Below are 18,221 nucleotides of genomic sequence, written 5' to 3' on the forward strand. Positions count from 1 at the left end.
CGCCTCTGGCACTTCAACAACATTGTCGCAGCCCCGACCCGCGGTCACGAGCGGGGGCTCCTGTCGTTTCCGTGCCCCTGGATTGGGTCATAGTGTCTGACTTATGCTCAACCAGCGACGTTTCCGCGCTTGTCAAGATAGTCATTGGGGACGTTCTTAAACGGCCAGTCATTCAAGAACGTCCCCAATGACTACCCGCAGAATGAGCGTGGCTGACAGCCGTGCGGCACCGGTCCGCGTGGCGGCGTATAATCGGCGGCAGATGATTCTGACGTTAGGAAACCATGACCGATAGCATGCAGCAGATGGCGCTCGACACGCTCGGCGCCTATTTTGGCTACACCTCGTTTCGCCCGGGGCAGGACCGCATGGTGGATGCGATTCTTGCCGGCCGCGATGCGCTCGGCGTTATGCCCACAGGCGCCGGCAAGTCCATTTGCTACCAGGTGCCCGCGCTCATGCTGCCCGGCATCACCTTTGTGGTGAGCCCGTTGCTGTCGCTTATGGAGGACCAGACCCGCGCGCTGCTCGCGGCGGGTGCGCGCCCCAGTTATCTCAACTCCAGCCTTACGCCGGCTCAGCAAAATACCGTGCTCAAGCGGGCGCGCGAGGGCCGCTACCAGCTTATGTATGTGGCGCCCGAGCGCCTGCTCGAGCCGCGCTTTCTGGCCTTTGCGCAGGAAGCTGCGGCCGAAGGCGGCATCGGCGTGCCTCTCGTGGCCATTGACGAGGCCCACTGCGTGAGCCAGTGGGGCCAGGATTTCCGTCCCGCTTACCTGCAGATTCGCGAGTTCATCGATTCCCTGCCGCGGCGCCCGATCGTGGCGGCGTTTACCGCCACGGCGACCGAGCGCGTGCGCGCCGATATCCAGCAAATGCTCGGCCTGCAAAACCCGGCGACCGTGGTGACGGGTTTTGATCGCAAGAACCTCTACTTTGGTTGCGAGGAGATGGGCGACAAGGCCAAGGCCGCCTGGGTGCGCGACTACGTGATCGCGCATTCGAGCGAGAGCGGCATCGTGTATTGCTCGACCCGCAAGACGGTCGACGCTCTGGCCGCGGAGCTTGCCGAGGTACTGGGCCCCAGCGACATTCGCGTGGGCCGTTACCATGCCGGCATGGGCAACGACGCTCGTCGCCAGAGCCAGCGTGCCTTTATCGACGACGACATTCAGGTGATGGTTGCCACCAACGCCTTTGGCATGGGCATCGACAAGCCTAACGTGCGCTACGTGATCCATAACAACGTGCCCGAGAGCATCGAGGCCTACTACCAAGAGGCGGGCCGCGCCGGCCGCGATGGCGATCCGGCCAGCTGTCACTTGCTGTGGAACGGTAACGATTTTCGCATGCGCCGCTTTTTGATCGACCGCGGCGATGCGGCCGACGAGGCGCTTGACGACGAGCAGCGCGCGTGGGCGCTCCAGAACCGTTATCGCCTGCTCAGCCAGATGGAGGGCTACTGCAATACCACCGGCTGCCTGCGCGAATACATGCTGCGCTACTTTGGTGACGAGGCCGCGGCCGAGCATGCGGCTGCGGCCGGTGCGGGCAGCGCCGCCACGGACGATGCCGAGGGCTGCGGCAACTGCAGCAACTGCCTCACGAAGTTCGAGGTCGAGGACGTCACCGATATGGCCCGCGCCGCCGTGCGCTATGTGGCCACGCGTCCCATGCGCTTTGGCAAGTCGCTGATCGCCGACGTGCTCCACGGCGGCAACACCGAGCGCATTCGCCAGATGCATCTGGACGAGGACCGCGGCTACGGTGAGCTGTCGAGCGAATCGGTCGGGCGCATCAAGGACATCATCGGGCAGCTGTGCGGTCGCGGTTATTTGGCCACCTCGCAGGGGCAGTACCCGGTCGTGGGACTGGGTCCGCGTGCCGGCGAGGTCGAGGACGAGGCGTTCGCCTTTACCGTTAAGCGCCGCGCGTCCAAGCGCAAGGCCTCGGCCCGCGCCCGCCGCGCCGTCGATCTGCTGCGCGAGGAGGCCGAGCTGGACCAGCACCCGCGCGTTGGCGACGATGCCGAGCTGTTCGAGCGCCTGCGTGCTCTCCGCAAGGAGATCTCGACCGAGCTGGAGATGGCGCCGTATATGGTCTTTTCCGACAAGGCCCTGCGCGGCCTGTGCCGCCTGCGTCCGCAGACGCGCGAGGAGCTGATCCAGGTCAACGGCATTGGCGAGAAAAAAGCCGACGCCTTTGGCGAGCAGTTTATGGCGGCGATTGAAGAATTTGAGTCCGAGCATGCGCGGGATGGAGCGTAACGATGGCATTCGACGATAAAACCGACCGCACTGACGTGCCCGCCGTGCCGCTGTACCAACAGGTCATGGATGACCTAAAGGGCGAGATCGCGCGCGGTGTGTACCCCGCCGGCTCGCGCATCCCTGCCGAGATGGAGCTCGCGAAGTCCTACGGCGTGGGGCGCATCACCGTGCGCCGTGCCATCGAGGAGCTGTCGCGCGCGGGGTATCTCAACCGCCAGCAGGGGAGGGGCACGTTTGTGTGCGCTCCCAAGCTCAAGCGCAAGATTCGCCAGAAGGGTGACGTCCAGAGCTTTACTGAGGGTTGTGCTGCCAACGACATGGTGTCGGGTGCGCGTCTGGTGTCGCGCACGGTGGTCGCGGCGACGCACGAGGATGCGGCGTTCTTTGGCGTGGAGCCCGGCTGCGAGCTTATCGTGGTCGAGCGCGTGCGCACGGCCGACGGCATCCCCGTCATGCTCGAGAACAACGCCTTTGTGCTCGCCGACCATCCCTACCTGCAGACGCTGGCCGACGAGGACCTCACCGATAACTCAATCTTTGCGCTCGTTGCCGAGCATTCGGGTCGCGCGCCGCTCAAGTCCGACCCCTGCACCGTGGAGATTGCGCTTGCCGATACTCAGACGGCCCCGCTGCTGGAGGTGCCGGTCGGCGAGCCTCTCTTCTATATGGAGGCCTACTTTACCGACGCCGGCGGGCGCCCTCTACTGCTCGGCCGCCAAAAGATCGTGGGCTCGCGCTACGTCTTCGACATCTAACGTCCACAGATAGAACAACATAGAACAAATTTGCAGAGATGACTTCACGGGCGTTGTTACACGTGCTATAAATAGGACAACATAGAACGACAGCAGGTACGAGCTGTCGTCGTTCAAAGCCGCCCCACAAGGAGGAGCATCAGCATGAACGCACATGATCTGGTTCAGGAAATCATCGAGCGCAAGGGCAAGATCGAGAACGTCTTTTGGATCGCTTGCGGCGGTTCGATGATCGATCTCATGCCGGCCAACGAGCTGCTCAAGCGTGAGGCCACCACGTTTACCTCGACGGTCTACACGGCGCGCGAGTTTTGCCTGATGGCTCCCAAGAGCCTTGGCGAGAAGTCGCTCGTTATTGCCTGCAGCCACAGCGGCAACACGCAAGAGGTTGTCGACGGCTGCGAGATGGCGCTGGCAGCCGGTGCCGAGGTCATTGCCCTCACCGACTGCGAGGGCTCCAAGATCGATAACGGCAAGTGGACCACCTGGGTCTATCCGTGGGGCGAGGGCGTGTCACAGGCCGAGGTGCCGCAGGGCATCGGCGCTCTGATCGCCGCCGAGTTGCTCGACCAGCAGGAGGGTTACGAGGCACTCGCCGACATGTATGAGGGCCTCAAGCAGATGGATGCGCTGCTGCCCGCCGCCCGTGAGAAGGTCAACGCCGAGCTGGGCGCCCGCTTTGCCGAGCTCTGCCAGCAGCACAAGTTCTTCTATATCCTGGGCTCCGGCCCCAACTTTAGCCAGACCTATGCCATGGCGATCTGCTCGCTTATGGAGATGCAGTGGCAGCACTGCTGCTACATCCACTCCGGCGAGTACTTCCATGGCCCGTTCGAAGCCACCGAGCCCGGCGTGTTCTACTTTGTGCAGCTCGGATCGGGCGAGTGCCGCCCCATGGAGGAGCGCGCTCTTGCGTTCCTCAACACGCACACCGATACAGTCATGGTGCTCGATGCGCTCGAGTACGGCGTGGGTGAAGTGCCTGCCAGCGTGCGTTCGTACCTGGAGCCGATCTTCTTCTACGCGATGAGCTGCGAGCTGCGTGCCGCCCGCGGCAAGGTGTTCGACCACAGCCCCGAGATTCGTCGCTACATGGGCATCGAGCAGTACTAATATACCGGGAATAACCTCTCACGACGGGGTCTGCGCTGCGCGCAGGCCCCGTTTTGCGTTGTGGCGGCCGGATTCGTGTCTGCGCGAAAACGAAGGTGAATACTTTTCCGCGAAGTGAACGACCTATTTTGGACCCCCGAAGCATCCACACTTTTTGACGCCAAAACTGCAGGAAAAACTTGGCGCAACCGCAGGAAATGGAGTGTGAAAAGTGCCGATGCTTCGGGGGCTCGTTTTTGCTCGTTCACATCGCCGAAAAGTATTCACCTTCGATTCGCAAGGGCACTGCGTGAGTCAAAAAAGCGGGCCGCGCCGGGGATTTCCGGCGCGGCCCGCTTAGTATCGTGCTTCGATTCGCAAGGTTGCGGCAGCCAGCGGCCTACTTTGCGTCGTAGGCCTCGGCGTCCCACCAGTCGAGCTGGGCGATGTTGTCACGGATGTGCTGGCAGCTCTTGTGGAAGCCCTCGAGCTCGTGCTCGGACAGGTCCAGCGTATAGACCTCCTCGACGCCCTCGGCACCGATCACGCACGGCAGGGAGGTAAAGATGCCCTCTTCGCCATACTGGCCGGTCATGAGCGTGGAGGCGGAAAGCACGGCGTGCTCGTTGTGCAGCACGGCGGCGCAGACGCGCGCGGCGGAGTTGGCGACGGCGTACTCGGTGCACTGCTTGCCCTGGTAGGTCACATAGCCGCCCTTGCGCGCGAGCTCCTCGACCTCCATGTGGTCAAAGGCGTACTTGTCGGGGTTTTCGGCCTGAAGCTCGTTGAGGCTCTTGCCGGCGATGGTCGCGGCCTTAAAGGCGGCAAGCTGGCTAAAGCCGTGCTCGCCGATCATGTAGGCGTCGATGGACTTGGGGCTCACGCCGACCTTCTTGGAGATCTCGGTGCGCAGGCGGGCGGAGTCCAGGCCGCAGCCCGAGCCGATGATCTTCTTGGGATCGTAGCCGGTCAGGTGCCACAGCTCGGTGCACACGACGTCGCAGGGGTTGGAGATGCTCACGAAGATGCCGTCAAAGCCGGCGTCGACGATGCGTTTGGCAAAGGTGCGGGCGGCGTCGGTGGTAAAGAACAGCTCGCCATCGCGGTTGCCGGCGGCCAGCGCGACCTTGCCGGCGGCGTTGACGATGACGTCGCAGCAGGCCAGCTCCTCGTAGTGGTCGTAGCAGTTGACGATCTTGGTGTTATACGGGACAAACGAAAGGGAGTCGCGCAGGTCCTGGACCTCGGACGTCACCTTGGCCTCGTTGATATCACACAGGTACAGCTCGTCGGCAATGCCCTGCATAAGCAGGCTGTTGGCGACATGTGCTCCTACGTGGCCCTGGCCGACCACACCGATCTTACGCGTCTGGTACATATATGTATCCTTTCGGCCGAGTTTTTCGCGTCGAACCATTGTAGCGTCCAGCTGCCACTTTGCTAGACTAAAGCGCCGTAGATTTTTGGGACATGCCCTAATCTCTACTTTTGGGGTGATTTGGGCCGCTGACGGCATCGCTGGGTGATGTGCTCGCTCGGATGGGGCCGGTCGTTGTACCATAGCTGCAACTGACTCGTAAGGAGCATCCATGCCCATTCGCATTCCCGACGCCCTCCCTGCCGCCGCGCAGCTCGAGAGCGAGAACATCTTTGTCATGACCGAGTACCGCGCGCTGCACCAGGACATCCGCCCGCTGCGCGTGCTCATCCTCAACCTCATGCCCACCAAGATCGCCACCGAGACGCAAATCATGCGCAAGCTCTCCAACACGCCGCTGCAGGTGGAGGTGGACCTGCTGCGCACCAAGACGCACGAGGCCACGCACGTAAGCGCCGGCCACCTGGAGACGTTCTACCGCACGTTCGACGACATCCGCGACATCCACTACGACGGCCTGATCATCACGGGCGCGCCGGTGGAACAGATGCCGTTCGAAGAGGTCGACTACTGGCCCGAGCTCTGCCAGATCATGGACTGGTCCACCACGCACGTGCACTCCACGCTGCACATTTGCTGGGGCGCGCAGGCGGGCCTGTATCACCACTACGGTATCCAGAAGCATGACCTGCCGGCAAAGGCGAGTGGCGTGTTCGAGCATTATCTGGTGAAGCCGCAAAGCCCGCTGGTTCGCGGCTTTGACGACCGCTTCTATGCCGTGCACTCGCGCAACACCGATGTGCGCCGCGAGGACGTGGAGGCCGAGCCGCAGCTTGAGGTCGTGGCCGTGTCCGACGAGGTGGGCCTGTACATCGTCAAGTCGACCGACAGCCGTCGCTTCTTTGTCTTTGGCCATCCCGAGTACGATACCGACACGCTGCGTCTGGAGTACGAGCGCGACGTGAAGCGCGGACTCAACCCGGAGGTGCCGGCGCATTACTTCCCAGGTGACGACCCCGCCGCCGAGCCGCGCAACGTCTGGCGCAGCCAGGCTCAGCTGCTCTACACCAACTGGCTCAACTACTACGTCTACCAGACCACGCCCTACGACCTGGCCCGCGCCGGCGAGGAGCACTAGGCTACGGCTGCTGCTGTGCCGGCGGCGTGACGAGCGTGGATATCCGGACGGACGAGCGTGGATTTTCGGACATTTACAAATCGAGCGTGGATAATCTCCCACTTTTGGCTTGAAACTAGGCTCAAAACGGGAGATTATCCACGCTCATTTTTTAGGCATGTAGATGCCGATGGCTCGGCTAAGCGACGGTGCGTGCAGAGGCAAAGTCGCATTTGGCGTAGTCTTGAATCTCGACGGGTTTTTCTTTCTGATAATCCGATGGACCAAGGCCTCAAAATGTGGAGACAGGGACCTCTCGACAACCGCCCTACCTGCAGATATAAGACATCAGCCTAAAACGTCCAAAACCGTCAAGCATTTGGTCAGCGCCTGGACGGTATTTGGTCAGACTTCGCATGAAACCGTCTGGTACGTTTGCGCCGTTCCAAGATTTGGGAGGCGACATGGGAAACATGACGGCGAATCAAAGGCTTGCAAGTCACATTAAAGCATGCGAACAGCAGATGAGCTGCGTGTACGCGCGCACGGCGGCGGAGGCAAAGCAGATTCAGCGGCGGGCGGAGGCGGGAAGTCTCGAAGCGGTCATGCCGGGGCTGTATGCGCGTCCGGAATACTGGTCCGAGCTCAAGTTTCGGCAGCGTTATCTGCATCGGGTGCGGGCGCTTGCGCAAAAGCACCCCGACTGGACATTTTGCTCCTATACGGCGGCTGTTATCTATGGCCTTTCGGTTTCGCATGCCAATTTGACGCACATCCATATCGCCGTGGCGCCGGCGCAATCGACGACGCCAGGCTCTCAGGTCGTTCGCCATCGGTATGCTTATCGAACACGGGCCAGCGAGATGGATATTGCCGTGACCGATATCGATCAAACGATTGCGGATTGCCTGGTCGATGCATCGTTTGTCGAAGGGCTGATCATTGCGGACTCGGCGCTCCATGAGCAGCTTTTGTCGAAGGAACATCTCATTGAGGCAGTTAACAAGCTTGGCTTGAATCGCCGCGGTGTTGTGACGGCGCGCAGGGTTGCACGGTGTGCCGACGGCCTGTCGGAAAGCGGCGGCGAGTCCAAGGCGCGGGCGCTGATGATCGAGCGCGGCTGGCAGGTTCCGGAGCTGCAAGTTGAGCTGTTCGATCCGGTTGAGCCGGGACGACCGTATCGCGTCGACTACTTGTGGCGCGTGGGCGACCGGCTGATTATCGGGGAGTTCGACGGATTTGTTAAAAGCGAGAAGGCAGCGGAGGAGGGCAAGCTCGCGAAGACGCAGTTCGATGAGCGCCAGCGCGAGTCGAGGCTTTCGCTGCTTGATAACTGCAAGATCGTGCGCTTGTGCTGGGATGATCTAAGGGATCCGACAAAGTTCGATCGCAAGCTCAAGGTCGCCGGCGTGCCGCGTGCGTGCTGAGGCAGTTGCAGAGCGTTTGGCTGCACAAGCGTGGAAAATCGGACGGACGAGCGTGGATTTTCGGACGCTTGTTGAATGAGCGTGGATAATCTCCCGTTTTTAGCTCGTAAGGGGGCTCAAAGTGGGAGATTTTCCACGCTCATCTTGCGGGTGCGATACAGCGGCGGCTAGGCGCTGACGATGTTGGGCAGCGACAGATCGTGGGCGTCGGTGGGAACGTGGTCGACGCGCTGTTCGTCAAAGGCGATGCCGACGATTGGGCGTTCAGGTGCAACTGTGGGCAGGTAGCGGTCGTAGCAGCCTCCGCCGTAGCCCAGGCGCGCGCCGGTGCGGTCGAAAGCTACGAGCGGCACGACAACCATGTCGAGCTCGGCGGCGGGCACGATGGGGAAGTGGTCGCTGTCGACGTCCGTGGCTGCGAAGGCCCGCGTAGGGTGGGCGATAAACGGGGCCTCGGACGCATCGCCGGCAGAGACTGCCCGCATGCACATGCACTGGCCACAAGCCATGGCGTCTGTTGCCGAGAGCATGCACGGATAGGCCGCGCGCCAGCCACGCGCGACGGCCGCGGCGGCAAACGCGGCTGGGTCGACCTCGGAACCCATCGCGGCATAGACGGCAACGGTGTGCGGTGCCGCGGCACCCAAGCGATCCATCAGTTCAACAAGCCGCGCGCAGATAGCGGCTGACTTTGCCGCCCGCACATCAAAATCAAGAGCATTGCGCCGGGCAATCACCGCCCGCCGCAACTCAGCCTTATCCATCCCAGCCTCATCTCTCAAACCTACCAAAAAGGGACAGGTTTATTTTGGCAGGTTTTATCTGGGCAAACGCAACATGGGCAGTAAAGCTACCGCAAACTTGCCTGCGAACTGCGCCCTTTGTGGTTGTTTGGGCCTATGCGTTAATGCTATAACGCCGCGGCGATTGCTTCAGTCACAAACTTATTGAGTGACTCACCCTTCTTTGCCGCTGCCAGCGCTGCTTGCTTGTGGAGCTCAGAGCCCGTTCTTACGTTGAACGAGCCCTTAAAAGCCCGCTCGGGCTCCTTGCCCTTCTCGGCGCAAAACTCAAGGTAATCGTCGACGGCGTCGTGAAAGCACCGTTCCACTTCTTTAACCGTAGAGCCTTCAAACACAATTGCATCCCTAATGCCGGTGACCATACCTGTTAGCACATGCTGCTCGGCATCGAACTCGACTGGGGCGAAATAACCCTTGTATGCCAAAACGTTACTCATGACTACCTCCGACATCTTGCAGAAATCGAACGATGTTTCGAATGGTCCCCGCTGTCAATTCGTCAGATGGATGTGGCGCGTGCATTACGAACATCCTGCCATCTGATGGCCTGTAGAAGCGAACGCGCGATCCGGATGTCTTGCCTTTGTTGTCCATTTCAAAGCCATATGAAGCCATGACTTTTAAAAAATCGGTATACCGATACGTCGAAGGGCAGCTAAGCAGTTGGGCGATGAGTTTATCGGTCCGCGTCATCCCGCCTCACATTCTGCAACTATATCCTAGTTGCAATTTAAGTCCGATGCAAGCATCCCTGCTATAGAACATGTGTACGTATAGAACAAGTGTTCGAACCAACACAAAGGTGCCTGTCCCCTTTGTGGTGGTTTGGCTCCCGCTTGGCTTTGTTGCGCAACAAGGGCTGCATTTTTGGGTTTACCTTCATGGTGGAAGGAATGAACCGAAAGGAGCCCGCCATGTTTTGTCGCTCGTGTGGCACGCCGCTTGTCGACGACGCCCTCTTTTGCCCCGTCTGCGGTGCGCCCGTAGCACCCGACCAGGTCGCGGCCGCGCAGCAACCCCAGCCTGCCGCGCCCGCTCCTCAGCAATACGTGCCCGTGCAGCAGCCCGCGCGGCGCAGGCGTTCCAAGAAGCCCCTCATCGCCCTTGCCGCGGCGCTTGTCGTGGCGGCGGGCATCGGCGGTGGCGCGCTGTTCTACTTCACCCAGATTGCGACCACCCCAATCGACGAGAAAACCTTCCCGGATAGCGGCATGCGTGCGCTTGTCTCGACCAAGTACGACACTAACGGTGACGGCCGCATCTCGCGCGACGAGGCCAAGGCGGTGACGTCGGTCGAGCTGGACGGCGTCGCGTCGACGCAGGGCCTGGGCAAGGTGTTCCCCAACGTTACCAGTGTGGAATACGGTGGGGATAAACTCGTCAACCTGGACCTTTCGGGCTGCGGCGACCTTAAGACCGTCGAGCTTAACTCGGCGAGCAACGTCACCATCGTTAACCTGGACGGCTGCGACAACATCGAGAAGCTCGACCTTTCAAATGCCGGGGAGCTCAAAAGCATCGATCTTTCGGGCAAAAAGAAGCTCGCCACGTTGGCCCTGCCGCAGGATACGAAGATCGCCGGCATTAAGGACACGCAGCTCGACGAGCTGTGGCTGCCGGTGTCCTATGAAGGCACCGATAAATCGGACCAGTACGGCGATATCTACGAGATCGAGCGTGATGAGAACGGTTACGTCACGGGCTTCACGTCTGCCGTCAAGCAAGGTGGCGGTGTAAGCTGCAGCGTCGAGCACGATGAGTCGCATCGCATCTCGGAGATTGAGGAAGATCTGGCGGGCGGTTACGAGAACGTCAACACGTTTACGTACGACGCCGACGGCAACGTCACGCGCATCGACTGCGATGCCGACATGAGCGATTCGTCGAGCACCACGACGTTTACCTACGACGCGGATGGAAACCTGATCAACAAGACGACCCATGCGGGTTACGGCGAGAGCGCGAGCACGTATATTTATCAGAACGGCAACATGGTGACCAACACCGATACCAGCCCGGCCAATCCTCGGACGGTCGTGTATTCGTACGGATACGACAAGGATCGCGTGACGTCCTTTACGCTGGACTGCCAGGGCGACACGGTGGGAACTACGTGGACGATTACCGCGGGCTACGAGTATGACAAGGACGGCAACATTTCGCGTATCTCGCCTGTGGCATATGACTCGCACGGCAACGATTACGGCTCGCTGAACTCGTATGCCGCGGTGGATTATTCGTACAGCGACGGAAAGCTCGACAGAATCGATTCCGAGCGCGGCGGCTATGCGGAGTTTTATTACGACGAGCACGGCAATCTGACGTCGGTCGACGAGTATGCCGGCCGCGGTTCGGATGCCGAGTTTGAGTTTGAGCACGAGGTCGAGTACCAGCGTTACTTCTGCAACAAGCACGAGAAGAACAAGCCGGAGGAGTGGATTCGTCTGGATGCAGAGTACGACGTCGACCAGGGTAGCTGGAGCAACGATTCCGACTATGGTCGCGAGTGCTTTGCAAGGATGTACAAGCTCGATCCGATGGCAGCCACGCTGAACCCGTTTATCAAATAGCAGCCCACTCGCAAAACCACCACAAAGGGGACAGGCACCTTCGTGGTGGTTTTTGCTTGCGGTGCGTTAGGCCAGCAGGTCGACGACGGTAAAGCCGGCGTTGCTCTTGGCGACGACGTCGCGGCCGCCAAAGACGCAGGTGGGCGAGACGGCCGCAATGCGCGTCACGTCGGCGCCGAGCGAGCGCAGCTCACCGGGTGTGGCCGCGAGCATCTGGGCGCGACGCTCTTCGCGCGCGTGCGGATCGAGCCCGGCCAGGTAGGTCGTGTTGCGGCGCTTGGTGAGCGCGTACGGCTTCACCGACGCGTCCATGCCGCTCACGCAGCTCACGATAAAGCCCTCAAAGGCGGCCTCGTCGGGCTCAAAGCTGCCGAGCCATTCGCCTGCGCGCGCCACGCGCTCAATCGAGGGGTCGATTGCCGGGTCGCGGTAGGTGTAGAACGCCGCCTGGCGCTCGCCGGCAGCGCGGAATCCGCAGCCGTACGCACCGCCCTTCACGCGGATCTCGTTCCACAGGTAGTCGTAGGAGAGCGCGTTGGCGGCAACCGCCCAGGCGCCCGTCACGTCGATGCCCAGACGGCGCGGATCGCACGCGCTTGCCGCAAAGCAGATGTCGCTGGGGATGACAAAGGCCTCGTGGCGGTCGCGCGGCGTCGGCACCACGAGCGTGCCGCTGGCAGCGCCGTCGCCCGCGCCAAGCCCCAGGTCGCCCGCAGCATCCCAGTACGCGTCAAAGTCCTCATTGCTGCCGGTAAAGCTCGCCATGCAGCCATCGGCCACAAAGATGCGGTCTGCCAGCTCGGCAAGCTTGGCACGCAGGCCGTCCAGGCGCTCGTCAAAGTGGTCGAGCAGATCGCGCAGGAACAGGTAGAAGTCCACGCCCGAAAGCTGCTCGCGCACCACGGCCGAAGGCGAGCTGTAGCTCATCGCGCGACCGAGCGCCGCCGAGTGTCCGTTGTTGATAAAGCCCTGCTCAAGCCCAATGCGAATCTGCGTGAGCACGTCGCGCACGCGGTCGGCGTCGGCATCGAGCAACAGCGTGCTCGACCACACCTCGCGCGGCAGGCTCGCCAGCGCGTCGATCTTTTCGGACAGGGCGCCGGCACTCACCAGCAGGTAGGGGCGCACGCCGTCCACGTCGGGCTGCGTCATGACCTCGGTCGTAAAGCTCAAAAAGCCCAGCTTGCCGGCGAGCAAGTTGTCGAGCTCCTCGGCCGAGTGCTCGCGCGTGGGCAGCTGCTTGAGCAGGCGGCAGAGCAGCGTTACATAAGGCAGGTCCTCAAACGCGACGCAGCTCAGGTCGAAATACTGCATGGCGTAGGCCAGGCGGTTGGTAGGGATGTCGTGGCGCAGGCAGGGGATGGGCGCGGTCGTGTCCACAACCAGCGGCGGCTCGGGGCGCGCCTCGCCAATGTCGGACACGCGCAGGCGCGGCAGCGTGGCCTTGTCCTCGGGCGTGTCCTCGGCCTCCTGCGCGGCACGCAGCACGGCCGTGCGCTCGATCACGTCGGCCAGCTCGGCATCGGTCATGGCGTCGCGCTTGGCTGCCAGCTCGGCGGCCTCGGCGCCCTCCGCACCCTCGGCAGCGTCCACCGGCACCAGCTCGACCAGAGCCATGTGGTCGTTCTGCAGCACCAGTTCGCGCAGCAGGTCCTCAAAATAGCTGCCGTCCAGCTCGCCACGCAGCTCCTCGTACACCGGGCCGTACTTGAGTGCCAGCGTCGCGGCGTCGTCATCGTAGAGCCACGTGCTCAGCGCGTCGCACGCAATGGCCACGCCGTCGGCGATGCCATAGTCGCGCTGGCGCAGGTCGTACTCGTTGCTGCTGATGATGGCTTCCAGGCGCTCGCGCGGAACGCCGTGCTCGCACAGGTCGCGGCAGGCGTCCTGGAACACGCGACGCAGCTCGTGCGCCACGCCGGGCTGCGCGTTTTGCAGTATGATGAGCTCGTAGGGCTGCAGGCTTTCGGCCGCGGTGTAGCTCACCACGTTGCCGCCCAGGCCGGCGGCAAGAATGGCCTTCTTAACCGGCGCTTCGTTGGAACCCAGCAGCGCCTCGAACAGGATATCCGCCGCGATTGTGCGCTTGCGGTCGAGCGCGCTGCCCAGTACAAGACCCAGGCCCACCAGGGCGTTCTCGGGCGTGGTGGCCATCTCGACGCGCTGATACTCGCAGGTCACGGGCGCCTGCACGCCCAGCGGATTGGGCGCCAGCGTGGACGGGTCCTCGCCGGCGGCGATGACGGCGTCCATGCGGCGGCTCGCGGCGCTCGGTTGCGACAGATAGCGCTCGTCCAAAAAGGCCAGCGCGCGGTCCACGTCCAGGTCGCCGTAGAGCGTGATGTAAGAGTTGGAAGGATTGTAGTGTCGCGCGTGCGTGTCCAGGAACTGCTCGTAGGTGAGCGCGGGAATCGCGCGCGGGTCGCCGCCACTCTCGTGCGCATAGGCGGTGTCGGGATAGAGTGCGGCGTTAACAGCATCGTCCAGCACGCTCATGGGGTCGGACAGCGCGCCCTTCATTTCGTTGAACACCACGCCGTTATAGCGCAGCGTGCCCTCGCGCAGGCTGGCGGCGCTGCCTTCGCCCTCGGCGCCCTCCGGCAGGTCCAGCTCGTAGTGCCAGCCCTCCTGCTCAAAAATGGTGGGCTTGGTATAGATGGCCGGGTTGAACACCGCGTCCAGGTACACGTCCATCAGGTTGTACAGATCCTGCTCGTTGGTGGTGGCAACGGGGTAGATGGTCTTGTCGGGGTAGGTCATGGCGTTGAGGAACGTCTGCATGGAGCTCTTGATCAGGTCGACAAACGGCTCCTTGACGGGGAACTTGGCCGATCCGCACAGCACCGAGTGCTCAAGAATATGGAACACGCCGGTGGAATCGGCCGGCGGCGTCTTAAAGCCAATGGCAAAGGCCTTGTTTTCGTCGTCGCACGCCAGGTACAGCAGGCGAGCGCCCGATGCGGTGTGGCGCAGCACGTAGGCGTCCGAGTCGAGCTCGGGCACGGTCTCGCAGCGCTCGACGGCAAAACCGTGGCAGGTGGTACCGGGTACCAGCAGCGCGGCGGCAGCGGCGCGCGGGTCGGTTGAGGTAGTGGGCATATGCAGTCTCCTTTGGCGTCCCAGCGGGGGCGAATCGAGTCGAATCTTCGAGAGTATACCCATATGGGGCCGCGGCTCTGCGGCGAACTGGAGACGATGTGGGTGGACTAGCCTAGCTAGGTTGATAACGAATGCCGCGGGTAGCCGCTGCATCCCGCTAAAGTGAAATAACACCCCGTTTACCGAATCATTTAGGAAATATATGGACTCCTAAAAAGTTCTAATACAATATAAGTTATCTATCTATAAGCTGCTGATTCCTTGCAAAGGTATGGTTGATATGGTTGAAGCAAATAGCGTTATCCCCCTGTACAAACAGATTGTTCGTGCGCTTTTTGATTCGATCGCCAACGGCACGTACCGCCCGGGAGATAAGCTCCCGACCGAGGCGGAGCTCATCGAGCAATTTGGCGTGAGCCGAATAACGGTTCGCTCCGCAATTAAAGAAATGGAAGATGCTGGGCTTGTTGAGAGGGCCCGCGGCAAGGGCACGTTCGTTTCGTCGGACACACAGATGTATGCCGCGGACGACCGTGAGAGCTTTACCCATTCGTGCCAGCTTGCGGGAAAACAGGCGTCTACCAGGGTTCTCGCAATGGGCTGGGACTTCCCAAGCCTGCGAGACGCGAAGTTCCTGGGCGTAGACGATACCCAAAAGGTATTGCGTAGTCGTCGTCTGCGCCTTGTGGATGACAAGCCCACGATGCTGGAAACCAATAGCTATTCCGCTGCGCTTTCTTTTTTGGAGCATGAATCCCTCGAGGATTCGCTGATGGCGGTACTCGATCGCCAGGGGATCAAGATGGGCCCCAACACGCGTACGCTCGAGGTCTGCTATGCGAGCGAGCTCGAGGCGGCATACCTTAACGTGGAGCTGGACTCTCCGCTGCTTCTGTTTGTCGATAGGCGTTATGCTCCAAGCGGCGAGCCGCTTTTCATCTCCCGTCAGGTGTACTGCACCGAGCGACTGAAGTTCTATCTGTAAGCAAGGGCGGCCGGTCTGTAAAAGGAGCGGCCGTTTTACCGACCAATTGTTACCGTTCGCGGAATTAGAGAATTAACGCACCGCAAAAAGGAAATTGCTTATATACTTTGTTATGACAATATAGTACGTCTTATTGATATTGGAGAACTATGAATAAGATATTGCTAGCGAGTCATGGTTATCTCGCCCAAGGTATGAAGAGCTCTCTCGAGATCCTGATGGGCGCCAACGACCGAATCGAGTGTCTGTGCGCCTATGTCGATGACGACACGAGGGATGTCGCAGCGCTTATCGATGCTTGGATGGAGTCGAAGGACCCTGCCGACTCTTGGTTTGTCGTGACTGACATCTTTGGCGGCTCTGTAAACAACGAATTCATTCAGAGGCAGACCGCCGGATCGTTTACGTTGATCACCGGAATGAACTTGCCGCTGCTGGTGGAAATGGCTACACAGCTGGACTCCCTGGATGCGGACAAGGCCAAAGCTGCGGTCGAGGGATCACGTTCGTTTATCATGCTTTGTGAGGCGGCGGACATGCTTGCCGATGTCGAAGAAGAAGAGTTCTAGTTAGTTCTGGTTCGAGCCCTAGCTAAGGGCCACGCCTGTCATTACCTTTATTACGTGCGGAGATGATTACGATGATTAAGCTTACGAGAGTTGATTACCGATTGATTCACGGCCAGGTCGCCATGTCTTGGACACATGCGCTGGATGTCGATTGCATCCTGTGTGCCAGCGACGCCGTGGCAAAAGACGACATGAGAAAAGCCGCATTGAGGCTAGCTCGTCCCAACGGCGTGAAGCTCGTCATAAAAGACGTAAACGCTGCTATCGAGGCGCTCAACAGCGGCGTCACCGACAAGTATTCGCTGTTTATCATTGTCGAGACGATCGAGGATGCCTATCGCCTTGCTAAGGGTTGCAAAGACATCAAGGAGATCAATCTGGGCGGAACTCGAAAGTCTCCCGAGACCACGCTTCATCCGACCCCCGCGATCTTTGCGACCGAAACCGATGCCGAGCATATCCAAGAGCTTGTGAACGATGGCGTGGTTATCGAAATCCGTCAGGTTCCCAATGACTCAAAGGTACTTGCCAAGGACGTTTTCTAGCTGGAAACATGCCATTGTCTAGCATTTATTAACTAGGTCCTCCTTTCTTTGGCCCGCCGATCATTTGAACTGCGCCCCAAATCTTGGACGCCCTAAATAGCGACTAGGCCGCAAGGGCCTGATTCCGGAACTCCTCCGGGGTCAGGCCCTTCAATCTTACCTGCCTCCGGCTCGTGTTCCAGTGGACTATGTATTCCTCCAGGTCGCGTTTGAAATCCTCGAACGTCTTCCACTCGCGGCCCCTGTAGAACTCGTCCTTGACGTGGCCGAAGAGCTGCTCGGTGGCGGCATTGTCGATGCAGTTCGCCTTCCTGGACATGCTCTGGACGATGCCGGCGGCCTCGAGCCTGGATGTGTATGAGGCGTGCTGGTACTGCCAGCCCCGGTCCGAGTGCATGGTCGGGGCGGCGCCCTCGGGGATCTTGGGCAGCAGCTCGTCGAGCATCCTCGCCTGCTGGGCCATGTCGGGCGTGGTCGATATGTCGCTCGCCACGATCTCCTTGGTGCAGAAGTCCAGCGTCGGGGCCCAGTAGGCCTTGCCGCCAGCCACCTTGAACTCGGTGACGTCCGTCCCCAGCTTCTGCCACGGGGCCCCGGCGTCGAAATCCCTCGCGATCACGTTCCCGAACGTCCTGCCGACGACGCCCCTGTACGAGTTGTACCTGTGGTAGGCCGTCTCGCGTCTGATCCCGCAGCGAATCCCCATCTCGCGCATCATCTTGAGCACGGTCTTGTTGGCTATCACGGCCCCCTCTTCCGCCCTGAGGCACATCGCTATCTGCCGGTGCCCGCAGCCGTTGGCGGTGCGCGAGAAGATCTCGGCGGCCGCCTCCCGGAGCTCGGGGCGCGTGGGCCTCGGCGGGTGCGCGAGGGCGTAGTAGTAGGTCGACCTCTTGAGCTCGGCGCATGCGAGCAGGTGCCCGAGTGCGTGCCCCTCGGCGCGCAGGGCTGCGACCGCTTCGGCCTTCGCCCTGGTCAGAGCCCGTCCCTCTCGACCAGGGCGCGTAATTTTTTTAGGTAGGCCACCTCGGCCTCGAGCCTGCGGCACCGCTCCTCGAGCTCCTCCTCGCGGGTCCGCGGCCTCGCCCTGGAACCGCTCGGCCGGCCCTTGGGCCTCGGGCGCAGGGCCTCCGCGCCGCCCCGGCGGTATAGCGCGCACCACTTCTTGAGCGGCGACATCGACATTATGCCGAACGCCGCCATCGCCTCGGTCTTCGTCATGCCGCCGTCGACGACGGCGGACGCGGCGGCGACCTTCTGCTCGTATGTGTACCTGCCCTGCTTTCCGTCCATGCGCAGCAGCACCTCGCTCCCGAACGCGCGGTATATCTCCTGCCATCTTCTCACGGCTTCCGCGGGAAGCGAAAGGGCGATCGCGGCAGATTTATACCCGTGCCCGAGCTCGAAGAGCCCTATGGCCGCCTTCCTGGCCTCGACATCGTGCTTCACCCTCAAATCAACGCGCATAAAGAAAGCCTCCCATTTCTCATGTCCAAGAAATGGGAGGCAGTTTAATTTGACCGGCGGGCTTTTTATTACGGGCTTTAGCCTGTGCGGGGCGCGCAGCGCGCCGCATCAGAAACCACCCGCTATGCGGGTGGGGCCAAACGG

General features: G+C 61.1%; 16 protein-coding genes. 9 read left to right on the plus strand and 7 right to left on the minus strand.

The window, feature by feature from the left end:
• The first annotated feature begins 284 nt into the window (after positions 1–284).
• The 3 genes from ACESUZ_RS09335 to ACESUZ_RS09345 all read left to right on the plus strand — a co-directional run bounded on the left by ACESUZ_RS09335 (position 285) and on the right by ACESUZ_RS09345 (position 4,138).
• On the plus strand, positions 285–2,267 hold the full coding sequence (locus ACESUZ_RS09335; protein WP_373199757.1) for a RecQ family ATP-dependent DNA helicase: 1,983 nt from the start codon (positions 285–287) through the stop codon (positions 2,265–2,267).
• Positions 2,268–2,269: 2 nt separating this feature from the next.
• Positions 2,270–3,025, plus strand: a complete 756-nt coding sequence (locus ACESUZ_RS09340) for a GntR family transcriptional regulator (protein WP_373199759.1) — start codon at positions 2,270–2,272, stop codon at positions 3,023–3,025.
• Between the two features lie 144 nt (positions 3,026–3,169).
• Positions 3,170–4,138, plus strand: a complete 969-nt coding sequence (locus tag ACESUZ_RS09345; protein WP_373199761.1) for an SIS domain-containing protein — start codon at positions 3,170–3,172, stop codon at positions 4,136–4,138.
• Positions 4,139–4,517: 379 nt separating this feature from the next.
• Here the strand turns inward: ACESUZ_RS09345 and ACESUZ_RS09350 are convergent, their stop codons facing one another.
• Positions 4,518–5,495, minus strand: a complete 978-nt coding sequence (locus ACESUZ_RS09350) for an L-lactate dehydrogenase (RefSeq protein WP_117563734.1) — start codon at positions 5,493–5,495, stop codon at positions 4,518–4,520.
• A gap of 211 nt (positions 5,496–5,706) precedes the next feature.
• Between ACESUZ_RS09350 and metA the strand changes: the two genes are divergently transcribed.
• Together metA and ACESUZ_RS09360 are read left to right on the plus strand one after the other, a co-directional pair.
• On the plus strand, positions 5,707–6,633 hold the full coding sequence (gene metA, locus ACESUZ_RS09355; protein WP_373199763.1) for a homoserine O-acetyltransferase MetA: 927 nt from the start codon (positions 5,707–5,709) through the stop codon (positions 6,631–6,633).
• 443 nt (positions 6,634–7,076) lie between these two features.
• Positions 7,077–8,039 (plus strand): hypothetical protein, encoded by a 963-nt coding sequence (locus ACESUZ_RS09360; protein WP_373199765.1) that lies wholly within the window; start codon positions 7,077–7,079, stop codon positions 8,037–8,039.
• Positions 8,040–8,206: 167 nt separating this feature from the next.
• Here ACESUZ_RS09360 and ACESUZ_RS09365 read toward each other — a convergent pair whose 3' ends face one another.
• The 3 genes from ACESUZ_RS09365 to ACESUZ_RS09375 all read right to left on the minus strand — a co-directional run bounded on the left by ACESUZ_RS09365 (position 8,207) and on the right by ACESUZ_RS09375 (position 9,535).
• Positions 8,207–8,803, minus strand: coding sequence for a 5-formyltetrahydrofolate cyclo-ligase (locus ACESUZ_RS09365; RefSeq protein ID WP_373199767.1), 597 nt, complete (start codon positions 8,801–8,803; stop codon positions 8,207–8,209).
• A 146-nt stretch (positions 8,804–8,949) separates the two neighbouring features.
• Positions 8,950–9,279, minus strand: a complete 330-nt coding sequence (locus tag ACESUZ_RS09370; protein WP_373199769.1) for a type II toxin-antitoxin system HicB family antitoxin — start codon at positions 9,277–9,279, stop codon at positions 8,950–8,952.
• On the minus strand, positions 9,272–9,535 hold the full coding sequence (locus ACESUZ_RS09375) for a type II toxin-antitoxin system HicA family toxin (RefSeq protein WP_117839829.1): 264 nt from the start codon (positions 9,533–9,535) through the stop codon (positions 9,272–9,274). The genes ACESUZ_RS09370 and ACESUZ_RS09375 overlap by 8 nt, the downstream gene beginning before the upstream one ends.
• Before the next feature lie 221 nt (positions 9,536–9,756).
• Between ACESUZ_RS09375 and ACESUZ_RS09380 the strand changes: the two genes are divergently transcribed.
• Complete coding sequence (locus tag ACESUZ_RS09380; RefSeq protein ID WP_373199771.1) at positions 9,757–11,412, plus strand: zinc-ribbon domain-containing protein; 1,656 nt, start codon at positions 9,757–9,759, stop codon at positions 11,410–11,412.
• A gap of 66 nt (positions 11,413–11,478) precedes the next feature.
• Here the strand turns inward: ACESUZ_RS09380 and ACESUZ_RS09385 are convergent, their stop codons facing one another.
• Positions 11,479–14,511 (minus strand): insulinase family protein, encoded by a 3,033-nt coding sequence (locus ACESUZ_RS09385; RefSeq protein WP_373199773.1) that lies wholly within the window; start codon positions 14,509–14,511, stop codon positions 11,479–11,481.
• A gap of 280 nt (positions 14,512–14,791) precedes the next feature.
• On the opposite strand from ACESUZ_RS09385, the gene ACESUZ_RS09390 reads away from it, so the two are divergent.
• The 3 genes from ACESUZ_RS09390 (at position 14,792) to ACESUZ_RS09400 (ending at position 16,610) form a co-directional block, all read left to right on the plus strand.
• On the plus strand, positions 14,792–15,496 hold the full coding sequence (locus ACESUZ_RS09390) for a GntR family transcriptional regulator (RefSeq protein ID WP_373199774.1): 705 nt from the start codon (positions 14,792–14,794) through the stop codon (positions 15,494–15,496).
• Between the two features lie 149 nt (positions 15,497–15,645).
• Complete coding sequence (locus ACESUZ_RS09395; RefSeq protein ID WP_195364138.1) at positions 15,646–16,065, plus strand: PTS sugar transporter subunit IIA; 420 nt, start codon at positions 15,646–15,648, stop codon at positions 16,063–16,065.
• Positions 16,066–16,136: 71 nt separating this feature from the next.
• Positions 16,137–16,610 carry a PTS sugar transporter subunit IIB gene (locus ACESUZ_RS09400; protein WP_195364137.1) on the plus strand — a complete coding sequence of 158 codons (474 nt, stop codon included), beginning with the start codon at positions 16,137–16,139 and terminating at the stop codon, positions 16,608–16,610.
• A 103-nt stretch (positions 16,611–16,713) separates the two neighbouring features.
• Here the strand turns inward: ACESUZ_RS09400 and ACESUZ_RS09405 are convergent, their stop codons facing one another.
• Together ACESUZ_RS09405 and ACESUZ_RS09410 are read right to left on the minus strand one after the other, a co-directional pair.
• Complete coding sequence (locus ACESUZ_RS09405) at positions 16,714–17,658, minus strand: IS3 family transposase (protein WP_373199776.1); 945 nt, start codon at positions 17,656–17,658, stop codon at positions 16,714–16,716.
• The gene (locus ACESUZ_RS09410; protein ID WP_195503260.1) at positions 17,586–18,077 is read right to left on the minus strand and encodes a helix-turn-helix domain-containing protein; all 492 of its coding nucleotides are present in this window, start codon (positions 18,075–18,077) and stop codon (positions 17,586–17,588) included. The genes ACESUZ_RS09405 and ACESUZ_RS09410 overlap by 73 nt, the downstream gene beginning before the upstream one ends.
• Positions 18,078–18,221 lie beyond the last annotated feature (144 nt).

The organism is Collinsella aerofaciens ATCC 25986 (genome assembly GCF_964239575.1).
GTDB classification, from domain to species: Bacteria; Actinomycetota; Coriobacteriia; order Coriobacteriales; family Coriobacteriaceae; genus Collinsella; species Collinsella aerofaciens_BQ.